Origin of the sequence: Enterococcus sp. AZ080 (assembly GCF_051714945.1) — a bacterium.
GTDB classification, from domain to species: Bacteria; Bacillota; Bacilli; order Lactobacillales; family Enterococcaceae; genus Enterococcus_B; species Enterococcus_B pernyi.
The window spans coordinates 2,010,026-2,023,694 of the sequence record NZ_JBIOSV010000001.1 but is presented as its reverse complement, the minus strand read 5'-3'; the positions used below and the strand labels follow the sequence as shown (position 1 = coordinate 2,023,694).

At 40.1% G+C, this 13,669-nt stretch carries 9 protein-coding genes; 8 read left to right on the top strand and 1 reads right to left on the bottom strand.

Annotated features, from left to right (window positions below):
- Nucleotides 1-126: 126 nt before the first annotated feature.
- Both IGK01_RS09465 and IGK01_RS09460 read left to right on the top strand, forming a co-directional pair.
- Complete coding sequence (locus IGK01_RS09465; RefSeq protein WP_375152406.1) at nucleotides 127-4,356, top strand: acyl-CoA dehydratase activase-related protein; 4,230 nt, start codon at nucleotides 127-129, stop codon at nucleotides 4,354-4,356.
- A gap of 237 nt (nucleotides 4,357-4,593) precedes the next feature.
- Entirely contained in the window at nucleotides 4,594-5,301 is a 708-nt protein-coding gene (locus IGK01_RS09460; RefSeq protein WP_010734905.1) for a GntR family transcriptional regulator, read from the top strand.
- Between the two features lie 84 nt (nucleotides 5,302-5,385).
- Here IGK01_RS09460 and IGK01_RS09455 read toward each other — a convergent pair whose 3' ends face one another.
- Entirely contained in the window at nucleotides 5,386-6,030 is a 645-nt protein-coding gene (locus tag IGK01_RS09455; RefSeq protein ID WP_023520031.1) for a YigZ family protein, read from the bottom strand.
- 131 nt (nucleotides 6,031-6,161) lie between these two features.
- Between IGK01_RS09455 and IGK01_RS09450 the strand changes: the two genes are divergently transcribed.
- The 6 genes from IGK01_RS09450 to prfB all read left to right on the top strand — a co-directional run bounded on the left by IGK01_RS09450 (nucleotide 6,162) and on the right by prfB (nucleotide 13,644).
- A complete protein-coding gene (locus IGK01_RS09450) occupies nucleotides 6,162-6,452 on the top strand; it encodes a DUF7662 domain-containing protein (RefSeq protein ID WP_010734907.1) in 291 nt (96 codons plus the stop codon).
- Between the two features lie 263 nt (nucleotides 6,453-6,715).
- Nucleotides 6,716-8,041, top strand: coding sequence for a DEAD/DEAH box helicase (locus IGK01_RS09445; protein WP_010734908.1), 1,326 nt, complete (start codon nucleotides 6,716-6,718; stop codon nucleotides 8,039-8,041).
- A complete protein-coding gene (locus IGK01_RS09440) occupies nucleotides 8,022-8,723 on the top strand; it encodes a ComF family protein (RefSeq protein ID WP_438840693.1) in 702 nt (233 codons plus the stop codon). The genes IGK01_RS09445 and IGK01_RS09440 overlap by 20 nt, the downstream gene beginning before the upstream one ends.
- A gap of 136 nt (nucleotides 8,724-8,859) precedes the next feature.
- Nucleotides 8,860-9,411, top strand: a complete 552-nt coding sequence (gene hpf / locus IGK01_RS09435) for a ribosome hibernation-promoting factor, HPF/YfiA family (protein ID WP_010734910.1) — start codon at nucleotides 8,860-8,862, stop codon at nucleotides 9,409-9,411.
- A 217-nt stretch (nucleotides 9,412-9,628) separates the two neighbouring features.
- Entirely contained in the window at nucleotides 9,629-12,163 is a 2,535-nt protein-coding gene (gene secA, locus IGK01_RS09430; RefSeq protein ID WP_438840692.1) for a preprotein translocase subunit SecA, read from the top strand.
- 382 nt (nucleotides 12,164-12,545) lie between these two features.
- Nucleotides 12,546-13,644, top strand: a protein-coding gene (prfB, locus tag IGK01_RS09425) for a peptide chain release factor 2 (protein ID WP_178946468.1) whose coding sequence is annotated in 2 segments (ribosomal slippage) — nucleotides 12,546-12,617 and nucleotides 12,619-13,644 — 1,098 coding nt in all. Because the reading frame shifts where the segments join, the coding sequence is not laid out codon by codon here.
- Nucleotides 13,645-13,669 lie beyond the last annotated feature (25 nt).

Below are 13,669 nucleotides of genomic sequence, written 5' to 3'. Positions count from 1 at the left end.
ATCTCACAAACTGACGATTATTGCTTATTGAAATCGCTCTAAATCGTTTTAAAATAGATATATGTAGTATAACAGACGGTTTGTTCAATGTTAAACAAAGCGTTTTTTTAAGAAGGTGGCGAGACGATGAAAATGTACGGAGGTATCGATGTAGGTTCAACGACAGTAAAATTAGTGATTCTTGATAACCATGGCGAAACTCTTTTTGCTAAATACGAACGACATTATGCAGATATCAGAAAAGCAACCATCAACATATTAGAAGAAGCCAAAACAACCTTACAAGATCAGGGGATTGCTTTTGCCATCACTGGTTCTGGCGGTATGGGATTAGCGGAACATCTACAATTACCTTTTATCCAAGAAGTGATTGCATGTACAAAAACGATCGAAGAAAGGATTCCCGAAACAGATGTAGCAATTGAATTAGGGGGAGAAGATGCCAAAATCACTTTTTTTGGTTCTTCTTTAGAACAACGCATGAATGGTAGCTGCGCGGGAGGGACAGGCGCGTTTATTGATCAGATGGCAGCACTATTGAAAACCGATGCAAATGGGTTGAATGAACTAGCCAAAGCGTACCAACAGCTTTATCCAATTGCCTCTCGCTGTGGTGTATTCGCTAAAACGGATGTACAACCACTGATCAATGAAGGAGCGGCGAAAGCCGATATCGCTGCTAGTATTTTTCAAGCCGTCGTCAATCAAACAATCGCTGGTTTAGCAGCAGGCAGAAAGATCAAAGGAAAGGTCGCCTTTTTAGGTGGCCCACTTTACTTTATGTCCGAATTGCGCCAACGCTTTATTGAAACGCTTGGTCTATCGACAGAAGAAGTGATTTTTCCAGAAAATCCGCAACTATTCGTAGCATTAGGGGCAGCTTATCACGCAAAAACTTCAAAGGAAAAAACACTCAGTGAATTAATCCAGAAATTGAAAAGCCAAGAGCAAGAGTTGCTTCATCCATCTCGTTCTTTAGCGCCACTGTTTCAGAACGATCAAGAGTTAGCTGATTTTCGCAGTCGACACGAAAAAGCGAAGGTGCAAGAACGTGCGCTAGCTACCCATCAGGGGGTGGCTTTTCTAGGTATTGATGCTGGTTCGACAACGACGAAAGTCACCTTGATCAATCAATCAGGAGAGCTATTATTCTCGTTTTATGGAAACAATGAAGGACAGCCTTTAGAAACAACCATCAACGTATTGAAAAATATGTATCAGCAAATGCCCAAAGGCTGCTTTATCGGTAAAGCGGTAGTGACTGGATATGGTGAAGCGTTGATCAAGAGTGCGTTGAAAATCGATATTGGTGAAGTCGAAACGATGGCGCATTATAAAGCAGCAAATTTTTTTCAACCAGGTGTCGATTTTATTTTAGATATTGGCGGACAAGATATGAAGGCAATGACGATCAAGGACGGCGCATTGTCCTCGATTCAATTGAACGAAGCCTGTTCTTCAGGTTGTGGTTCATTTATCGAAACATTTGCTAGGTCATTAGGTTATGGAATCCAAGATTTTACGGTTGCAGCTATTTCAGCCAAGAACCCTGTGGACTTAGGTTCCAGATGTACGGTCTTCATGAATTCAAAGGTCAAGCAAGTCCAAAAAGAAGGCGCTTCTGTTGGAGACATCTCGGCTGGTCTATCTTATTCTGTGATCAAAAATGCGATCTACAAAGTGATCAAAATCAGAAAACCAGAAGATCTAGGCAATAAGATCGTGTGCCAAGGTGGAACCTTTTACAACGATGCAGTCTTGCGAGCATTTGAAACAATCAGTGGAAGAGAAGTTGTTCGTCCTTCTATCGCAGGATTGATGGGTGCATATGGGGCTTCTTTGATTGCTTTGGAAGAATATCAAAAAGGGGAAATAAGTGAAGTACTCTCATTCGAAGAATTGTCTCAGTTGACGACAGAAAAAGAATTGACGCACTGTGGGTTGTGTGAGAATAATTGCCTATTGACGGTCACTTTATTTTCTGATGGTCGGAAGTTGATTTCTGGTAATCGTTGTGAACGTGGGGCACAGATCAAAATCAAAAAAGCCGATAAGAAAATCAATTTAGTGGCTGAAAAATCTCGGCAATTATTCCGTTACCGTCCATTACGAAAAACAGAAGCTGTCAACGGGGAAATCGGGATTCCAAGAGTATTGAATATGTATGAAAACTTTCCTCTTTGGCAGACTTTCTTTCGTACTTTAGGCTTTCGAGTAGTCTTATCCCCTCGTTCGAGTAAGGAAATCTACGAACAAGGAATCGACACGATTTCAAGTGATACCGTCTGCTATCCAGCGAAACTGGTGCATGGCCATATCCAGTCACTGATCGATGCTGGTGTTCCCTGCATTTTTTATCCGGGCGTGATCTTTGAGCAAAAGGAGAACAACCAAGCGGACAATCATTTTAATTGTCCCATCGTTCAAAGTTATCCAGATGTCATCAAAAATAATGTCGATGCGATTCGAGAAGGAAGGATCGATTACCGTCAGCCGTTTTTGAATCTAGCGAACGAAGCATCAGTGGCAAAGACGTTACACCAAACATTTTCTGACTATGGATTTTCAGAAGATCAAATAAAAGAAGCCTTACACCAAGGATATGAAGCATTAGCCGATTTTAAAAAAGAAATTCAGCAAAAAGGAGAAGAAACCTTGAGGATGCTACATCAAAACAATGAACGTGGCATCGTCCTTGCAGGTCGCCCTTACCATCTAGATCCGGAAATCAATCATGGGATTGCAGAATTGATCACACAAGAAGGCTTCCATGTCTTGACAGAAGATAGCATTGCTCATCTAGGAGATGTGGGGCAATTACGAGTAGTGAATCAATGGGTCTATCAATCAAGATTATATGCAGCTGCCCGAGTCGTCGCCAAATCTAAGGAGTTAGAATTAGTGCAATTAAACTCTTTCGGGTGTGGTATCGATGCGGTGACAACTGATCAAGTGGAAGAAATCATGGCGCAATATGGCAAGTTATACACTGTCCTAAAAATCGATGAAGGTGCAAATTTAGGTGCCATCAGGATACGCTTGCGCTCATTAAAAGCGGCAGTCAATGCACGAACCAAACAACAATTTCGCCCAACGAAACAATTTCTTACACCGGAAAAAATCACCTTTACCAAAGAAATGAAGAAAACACATACCTTGTTATTGCCGATGTTAAGTCCTATCCATCAATCTGGTTTAGTTGATGTTGCTCTAAAATCCTCGGGATATCGAGTCGTTTGTTTGCCAAGTGAAAGTGGCAGTGCCGTTGATGTTGGGTTGAAGTATGTCAACAATGACGCGTGTTATCCAGCAATCATCTCGATTGGGCAAATAGTCGAGGCATTGGAAAGTGGCACATATGATTTAAATCATACCAGCGTGATGATGACCCAAACAGGAGGTGGATGCCGAGCGACTAATTATATCCCACTACTTCGCAAGGCGCTTGATGAAGCTGGCTTCCCACAGATACCTGTGGTTTCTGTGTCTTTCGGCAATCAAGGGGTAGAATCTTCTCCTGGTTTTACGTTCACATTGCCATTGTTGAAACGTTTAGCTGTTGCTTTTTTATATGGCGATCTTTTTGAACGAGTCGTTTACCGCACTCGACCGTATGAGATAGAAAAAGGCGCGATTGATGAAATACACCATCAATGGCTTGAACGAGTGGAACGCAATGTCAAAAATGGTTCTTTGACAAATTTCAATCGAAATATGGCGAAAATCATCCATGATTTTGACACGGTTCCGCTAACGAACCAAACGAAACCTAAAGTAGGGATTGTTGGAGAGATCCTAGTCAAGTATTCACCGACAGCCAATAATGATATCGTCCGATTATTAGAAGAAGAAGGAGCTGAAGTCGTTGTACCTGATATCATGGGCTTTATGAATTATTCGATATACAATCAAATCTGGAAATATGAACATTTAGGTCATTCGAAAAAAAGTAAATGGGTCGCGCAGTTTCTTATCCGCTTGATTGAATATGTTGTAAAGCCAATGGATAAAGCATTAAGGAAATCACAACGCTTTGATGGAATAACACCAATTCATCAATTAGCAGAGGGAGCAAGCCAGATTTTATCAATTGGCAATCAGACCGGCGAAGGCTGGTTTTTAACCGGTGAGATGATTGAATTGTTGGAAAATGATGTGCCTAATATCGTTTGTATGCAACCATTTGGCTGTCTACCGAATCATGTTGTAGGCAAAGGGGTATTCAAAGAGCTTCGTCATCGTTACCCAAAAGCCAACATTACGGCAATCGATTATGACCCAGGTGCTTCCGTAGTCAATCAATTGAATCGAATCCGTTTGATGATGGCAACGGCCATGAAAATACTGGATCAATGATTAGTTGGGTGAACTTGAGCCAGCCTTTTTTGATTCTGTCGTTTCCGAGCAAGAATAGTAAGGGCTTGTTACTTTAATTACTTATTGAATAAGAGTGAATGATCATAGGTCTATATCCAAACGCTATTATATCGGAGGGCAAGGCAGTGGAATGAACAGCATGATGGGCTCTTTTTTGTTGAGAATTAGGTATATACCAGTTATAATAAAATAGAAATGAAAGGACGGGTAGATGTTATGTCGAATCAATTACCGGTATATATACAAATTCACGATCAAATCAAAAGTGAAATCGAGCAAGGCGTCTGGAAAATTGGAGATCGTCTTCCTTCAGAAAGAGAATTAGCCATCAAGTTTAATGTTAGTCGAATGACTTTAAGACAAGCAATCCAAAACTTAGCCGATGAAGGAATCCTTGAAAGAAAAATTGGATCAGGTACCTACGTGGCACGAGAAAAAGTCCAAGAAAAGATGTCTGGTGCAACCAGTTTTACCGAAATCATGGAATCACAAAATCGTGTACCATCCAGTCGAACGATTTCTTATTTTCTCACGTCACCAAGTTCGAGTGAAATGGAGAAATTGCAACTAAAAAAAGATGATACTATCTTACGAATGGAACGTATTCGTTTTGCTGATGATATCCCTATTTGCTTTGAGATTGCGAGTATTCCGCAAAAAATCATCGACGGATACAGCAAAGCAGAAATTACGGAGTCATTGTACCGAACACTCGAAGAAAAAAGAGGAAACAAGATCGGTGCGGCGAAACAAACAATTTCAGCAGTCTTAGCTTCAGAAAAAATTGCTGAATATTTAGAGGTCAAGCGAGGAGATGCTGTTTTACGTTTAAGACAGATCTCTTACTTTGAAGATGGCACGCCATTTGAATACGTACGTACCCAATATGTCGGCGACCGCTTTGAGTTTTATTTAGAAAGATGATCGTTCATATTGAATAAAAAGACCAGAGAATAGTCATTGGCATAGCTGCCTTCTATTCTTTGGTCTTTTTCTCTATGATCAGGCTCATTCTCTTGTTTGAATGAGTTGTTCATGATAAGAAACAGCGCCTTCAGTAAATGTCACTTGACCGCTCAAAAGTTCAATGATTGCTTCTTGGAAAGCAGAGACCTCTTTTTCATTGATCATGCAAACAACGATGACTTTTTCTGTATAGCGGATTTCTTTCACATTCACCTGCTGGAGTGCCAAGAAGTTTTCTATTTTTCCTAGCTGAGGATAGGCAATATGAATCGATAATTCTTGTTGCAATGTCCCTTCAACGATGCCAATTTCTTGTAATGCGTGGGAAACCGAATGCGCATATGCACGAATCAAGCCGCCTGTACCTAATTTGATCCCGCCGAAATAACGAGTCACAACAGCCGCAACATTGATTAGTTCATTTTTTTTGATTACTTCTAGCATCGGCACGCCAGCAGTTCCACTCGGTTCACCATCATCGCTACTTCGTTGAATCTCATTTTTTTCACCAATCACGAACGCACTACAATTATGATTGGCTTTCCAATGTTCTTTTTTTGTTTCTTGGATAAATTGTTTTGCTTCTTCTTCCGTTTCAACTCGTTTCAGTGAGCAGATAAAACGTGATTTTTTTATTTCAAGCTCACTTTGACCATTTTCTTTGATCGTGTAATAACGTTCTAACATCTGTTTCACTACTTTCATTGTTTGTTCTCGTCTCTTTTCAAGTATAGAGAATTTTTTTCTGCATGACAATTATGTTAATAGTTGCTTAACGAAGGGAATATGGGATAATAAAGAAAAGTGAGGTGCGTAACATGAAAGAACGAGTCAAAAAGTATGATGCCATCACTCATTATTTAAAGACAAATGGTGGCTCTCAAATCACGCTGACATTTACTCAAATCGATGAGTTGCTTTTTCCAAGTAGTGCCTTGCCCCGTTCTGCACGAGAAAGTACCGATTGGTGGGCGAACGACTATAAACATCCTGAAAAAGGCGCCTATGGCTGGATCAATGCTGGCTATGAAGTGGTGGTCATCAATTTAGAAAAAGAATTTATCGTATTCAATCAATTAGTCAAATCCAGTTGGTTGTTTGACGAATAACTATTTTTCTAGCTGTTGATCCGATCCTTCGATTCAAGTTCAAATTTAGGTCTAGCTACATATATCAGTATGATCTGAGTCCGAAAGTTTCTGTTAAAGAAATGGCCCGCTGACTCAGTTTCATACTTTTTTTGTTTTTCATTGAAATCATCACGTTCGTTCGTCCGCTTATTAGCTGATTTTCTAATTGGATCAATCCGATTGATTCTGCATGAAGAATTTCTTTTTTGGCGTATCTATTTTGCGAAGGGAGAGAAGTGCACATGCAAGCGGAAGATTTTTTTGGGCGGCGATTATTAACTAAAGAAGTATATGGGAATGAACATTCTTATGAAAAATTGAACTATGTAGTGGTCGATGCAATCACAATAAAAAAGAAGCAGCTTTATTGCAATCGTTGCAGTCAAACGACCCCTTTGCAAACTGCAAGGCTCAATGCGTCTACCTACTACTGTCCCCACTGTCTGTTTTTGGGGCGTTGCGATACCCTGCAACAGCTCTACTTATTCGAACAACCAAATGGAAAGAAGCGTCATATAAATCACTGTTGGGAAGGTCAATTAACAACACTACAACAGCAAATTTCGGATGATCTATGTGAACGATCGGGTGAGCATTTGGTTTGGGCAGTTACCGGTTCAGGCAAGACGGAGATGCTTTACGCCAGTATCCGAAAGACCTTAGCTAAAGGTAGGAGAGTTGCTATCGCCTCACCAAGGATCGATGTTTGTCAGGAATTATACCTACGACTTAGCAAGGTCTTCCCAGAAGAAACGATCCGCCTGCTTCATGGGAAATTAGACGAACCTGATCGCTATGGTTCTTTAGTGATTTGTACGACGCATCAGTTGTATCGTTTTTACCGAGCATTTGCTCTTTTAGTAGTAGATGAAGTGGATGCTTTTCCATTTGTGGGGGATCAAGGGTTAGCTTATGCAGTGGAAACCGCGCTACAAAGAAATGGCCAACTGATATATTTAAGTGCGACACCCGATGACCAGTTATTGAAAAAAAGCCGAACAGCTATGACTGTTCATCAGTTGGCTTTACGCTTTCATCAACGATTATTGCCAGAACCGAAACTGCTTTTTTGGGATCAGTGGGCTAATCGCTGTTTACACCCAAAAAAGAATCAACGATTGTGTCGCTTGATCCAAGAGCTAGTCAAAGAAAACCATGTGCTATTGTTTTGCCCGAGTATCTCTTTAATGGAGCAATTGGAGAAACAATTAAAAAAACAATTGTCTTGTCGTATGACATCCGCCTCATCAAAAGATGAAGCACGTAGTAGCAAAGTCCAAAATATGAGAGAGCAACATTACGATGTGTTTTTGACAACGATGATCTTAGAGCGCGGGGTGACTTTTGAACGGATCTCAGTCGTTGTTTTAGGCGCCGATCATCCGGTATTCAGCAAATCATCACTGGTCCAAATTGCTGGACGTGCCGATCGAAAGGGAGGATTCACCAATAGTCAGGTCTATTTTTTCTATGAAGAAAAGACACGTGCTATCGCAAAGGCGTGTAAAGAAATCAAACAAATGAATAAAAAAGGAAAAGAGCAACGAGATGAGATGCGTATACTGTAAGAAAACATTTAGTAGAAATATAACAATTAGTGAATTGCTTGGACTGAAAAAAATAGCGAGACGTTGCCAGGAATGTCAATTTTTATTCCAACGAATACAACAGGAGAGTAGCCATCAGTGCGAAGGCTGCAAAAAAGTATGGACGAAACAGGCGATTGATCAACCTGACTATTGCCGAGATTGCTTGCATTGGCGTACGCGTTATCCTGACTATCGTTTTTGTCATCGTGCGTTCTTCCGCTATGATCACGCGTTCCGTACTTGGCTCAAACAATATAAATTCATGGGGGATATCCTGTTGGCACACACATTCAGCTTAGAGTTACAAGAATTACGAAAACAATATAAGTCGTTTGTTTTTTGTCCGATCCCATTGTCTACAGAAAGGATCAGCGAAAGGGGATTTAATCAAGTGAGTGAACTATTGAGAGCTGCTGGGCTTCCTTTTCAAGAATTGCTGATCAGAGAAAAACACCATACACCGCAATCTAAAAAAACAAGAGAGCAACGTTTGATTACGTCCCAACCATTTGTTTATCAGCCATCTACGCTTAAAATCAAAGGGGAAAATATCTTACTGATCGATGATGTTTATACGACTGGCCAGACGATGTTCCATGCAGCGACCTGCCTATTGGCGCAGTCACCCAATAAAGTACAGACGTTCTCACTTGCTAGATAAGCTTTTTGTAGAAACAGCAGTAAAATGACAGCGATTTAGTTTGCAAATGCTTACGAGTTCGATATAATAGAAGTAAGAAGAGGGAAAGAGTGGTCCTTCTCCTTCTTGATTGTGGTAGATGAAAGGGGTAGTTTTTATGTTTAGATATAATGTACGCGGCGAAAATATCGAAGTAACTGAAGCGATTCGTGACTACGTAGAGAAAAAAGTAGGAAAATTAGAACGTTATTTCAGCGATGCTCCCGATGCTACGGCGCATGTGAATTTAAAAGTTTATACTGAAAAAACAGCAAAAGTGGAAGTTACGATTCCATTACCTTATCTCGTATTACGTGCCGAAGAAACTTCACCAGATCTATATGCAAGTATTGATTTGGTTGTTGATAAATTGGAACGTCAAATCCGCAAATTTAAAACAAAAATCAATCGCAAATCTCGTGAAACTGGTTTGAATACAGCAAATGCGGCGGTTATGTTCAATAATGAAGACGAAGAAGAAAATGAGTCTGAATTAGATATCGTGCGTACAAAACGCTTGTCATTGAAACCAATGGACAGCGAAGAAGCTGTTTTACAAATGAATATGTTAGGCCATAACTTTTTCATCTTTGAAGATGCAGAAACGAATGGTACAAGCATTGTTTACCGTCGTAAAGATGGCAAATATGGATTGATCGAAACTGATTGATAAATAACGAAAGAATAACATGAGAAAAACTTGCAGTGGTCTCTAATGACTACTGCAAGCTTTTTTTTCGGATTGAATAGATAAAAAAGAATATGAAATAATTATGAAGATATCACTTTAATTGTCTTAAGTTATTTCATTTATCCACAACTAATGATAAAATAAGAAACAGAGTCTACATAGTTTGGATATTATATAAAAGGAGATTAAACAACGCATGGCCAATTTTATTCGTTCGATTATCGAAAATGATAAGAAAGAACTAAAACGTTTAGAAAGTATTGTAAAAAAAATCGAAGCTCATGCTGATGATATGGCAGCATTAACAGATGAACAATTACAAGCAAAGACAACCGAATTTAAGGAAAGATATAAAAAAGGGGAAACATTAGATCAACTTTTACCAGAAGCTTTCGCAGTCGTTCGTGAAGCAGCAAAACGCGTATTAGGATTGTACCCTTACCCTGTGCAGTTGATGGGGGGGATCGTACTTCATGATGGAAATATTCCAGAGATGCGTACCGGTGAAGGGAAAACCTTGACTGCTACGATGCCTGTTTATTTAAATGCTTTGACGGGAGAAGGCGTTCACGTAGTTACTGTCAATGAATACTTGTCTACCCGTGACTCCAATGAGATGGGTGAGTTATACAACTTCTTAGGTTTGACAGTTGGTTTGAATATCAATTCAAAATCAGCAGATGAAAAACGTGAAGCCTACAATTGTGATATTACGTATAGTACAAACAACGAGCTAGGGTTTGACTATTTGAGAGACAACATGGTCGTTTATCGTCATCAAATGGTACAACGTCCATTGAACTATGCAATCGTCGATGAAGTCGATTCGATCTTGATCGATGAAGCAAGAACGCCATTGATCATTTCTGGACAAGCAGAAAAGTCAACTGCGTTATATACGCGTGCTGATAACTTTGTCAAACGATTGAAAGAAGAAGAAGATTATAAAATCGATGTTCAATCAAAAACGATCAGCTTGACTGAAGCGGGAATTGAAAAAGCCGAAGAAACTTTCGGTTTAGATAACTTATATGATATCGAAAATTCTGCTTTAACGCATCATATCGATCAATCATTACGCGCAAACTATATCATGATTTTAGATATCGACTATGTGGTCCAAGATGGAAAAGTAATGATCGTTGACCAATTTACTGGTCGTATCATGGATGGACGCCGTTATTCTGATGGCTTGCACCAAGCGATTGAAGCCAAAGAAGGCGTGGAGATCGAAGATGAAACAAAAACGATGGCATCGATCACATTCCAAAACTATTTCCGTATGTATAAGAAATTATCTGGTATGACAGGGACAGCGAAGACAGAAGAAGAAGAGTTTAGAGAAATCTACAACATCCAAGTCATTCAAATCCCTACAAATCGTCCGGTCATTCGTGATGATCGTCCAGATTTGTTATATCCGACATTGACAAGCAAGTTCAATGCAGTCGTTCAAGATATCAAAGATCGTTACCGTAAAGGACAACCTGTTCTTGTAGGTACTGTCGCTGTTGAAACGTCTGAATTGCTTTCTGATTTATTGAACCGAGAACGCGTACCTCATGAAGTACTAAATGCCAAAAACCACTTTAAAGAAGCCGAGATCATCATGAATGCTGGTCAAAAAGGAGCAGTTACGATTGCAACGAACATGGCTGGTCGTGGTACGGATATCAAGTTAGGTCTAGGTGTTCGTGAGTTGGGTGGATTAGCCGTTATTGGTACAGAACGTCACGAATCAAGACGTATCGATAACCAGTTACGTGGACGTGCCGGTCGTCAAGGAGATCCAGGGATGTCACAATTCTACTTGTCTCTTGAAGATGACTTGATGAAACGATTCGGTTCAGAACGAATCAAAGCTTTCTTGGAACGCATGAAGATCGGTGAAGAAGATGCAGTGATCCAAAGTAAGATGTTGTCGAAACAAGTTGAATCTGCGCAAAAACGTGTAGAAGGAAACAACTACGACACACGTAAAAACGTTCTTCAATACGATGACGTGATGCGTGAACAACGTGAAGTCATCTATAAACAACGTCAAGACGTCATCATGGAAGAAACAAGTCTATCTGAACCATTGATGAATATGGTCAAACGAACGATCAGTCGAGTAGTAGATGCACATACTCAACTTGAAAAGGAAAACTGGAACCTTGAAGGGATCGTTGACTTTGCTGGTAGTACACTTGTTCATGAAGACAGTATTTCATTGGCTGATCTAGAAGGCAAGACACCGCAACAAATCAAAGAATTCTTAAATGAAAAAGCACAAGAAATCTTTAATACGAAAGCTTCACAACTAAATGGACCTGAGCAATTACTTGAGTTTGAAAAAGTCGTGATCTTACGTGTTGTCGATTCAAAATGGACAGACCACATCGATGCAATGGATCAATTACGTCAATCGATCGGACTACGTGCTTACGGACAAAACAATCCACTTGTCGAATATCAAACAGAAGGCTACAAAATGTTTGAAGACATGATTGGTGCAATCGAATACGAAGTAACACGTATCTTTATGAAAGCAGAGATCCGTCAAAACGTCCAACGTGAACAAGTGTCTCAAGGACAGCCTGTTCAACCAACAGAAGGCGACGCGAAAGAAAACAGTCGATTGAATGTGAAATCACAGCCTGTCAGTGTCAATAAAGTTGGTCGTAATGACCCTTGTCCATGTGGCAGTGGTAAAAAATACAAAAATTGTCACGGCAAGAATGAAATGTAATCTTTCCTATTGAAAGAAATCGTTCATACTGAACAATAAGATTTGATCAATTCAGAAAAGGAACTCCCCTCATATGAGAGTGATCGTTCCTTTTCACAAACTAAAATAGATAGGGAATCTTAAAGCACTATTTTTTGTTTTATGACTTCCCTGAGGTCAAGCAGTACTGAGCCTCAAGAAATAAGGTGGAATCCGCAAAAATCGTTCGTTGAATTTTTGTGGATTCCACCTTATTTCCGAAGAGGTTACTTTTGGGACACACTACCATTAAGAACGGAATGAAAAAGGGAAAGTGGCAAGCTTGTCGCATCTTATTCTTTCTGTTCGTTCAAGATTCTGGTAGACTAAACAATGAAGATTAGACAGAAAGAAGGAAATCGAAATGGAAATTTCTGAAATTCGAAACCTCCTAACCGAAATGCAAGAGAAAGTCACAAGTTTTAGGGGGTCTCTTTGACTTAGATCAGCTGGAAGAAGATATTGCTGAAGCAGAAGCAAAAATGGCTGAACCAGGTTTTTGGGATGATAGTGAAGCTGCACAAAAAGTGATCAATGAAAATAATGCAAACAAAGAAACCTATGATCAGTTCAATGAACTCGCACAAGAGCTAGAAGAACTAGAATTGATGGTGGAAATGTTACAAGAAGAGCCAGATGCGCAAATGCAAGAAGAAGCACAAGAGCGAATCAGTGCGTTAGCTGAAAAAATGACGACTTACGAATTAGCCATGTTACTAGACGGACCTTATGACCGCAATAACGCCATCGTCGAGCTGCATCCAGGTGCTGGGGGAACAGAATCTCAAGACTGGGGAAGTATGTTGTTACGAATGTACACCCGTTGGTCAGAGCAACACAACTACCAAGTGGAAATGTTAGATTACCAGGCTGGTGATGAAGCTGGAATCAAAAGTGTGACATTATTGATCAAAGGGCATAATGCTTATGGTTATCTGAAATCAGAAAAAGGCGTTCACCGTCTTGTTCGGATCTCGCCATTTGATTCGGCGAAACGCCGACATACGTCATTTTGTTCGGTCGATGTCATGCCAGAATTAGATGACATGATCGACATCGAGGTCAATCCTGATGATTTGAAGATCGACACTTACCGAGCAAGTGGAGCGGGTGGACAGCATATCAACAAAACAGAATCTGCTGTACGGATCACGCATTTGCCAACAGGAACGGTCGTTGCCAGTCAGGCACAACGCTCACAATTAAAAAACCGTGAACAAGCGATGGGGATGCTGAAAGCGAAACTTTATCAATTGGAAGTTGAAAAGAAAGAACAAGAAGCAGCTGCATTACGTGGGGAACAAATGGAAATCGGCTGGGGCTCACAGATCCGTTCTTATGTTTTCCATCCGTATTCGATGGTCAAAGATCATCGGACCAATGTGGAAACTGGAAATGTCCAAGCGGTGATGGATGGCGAGTTAGACCCATTTATCGATGGCTATTTAAAAATGCATATATAGTATGCTTACGATTAGTAGTAAATTG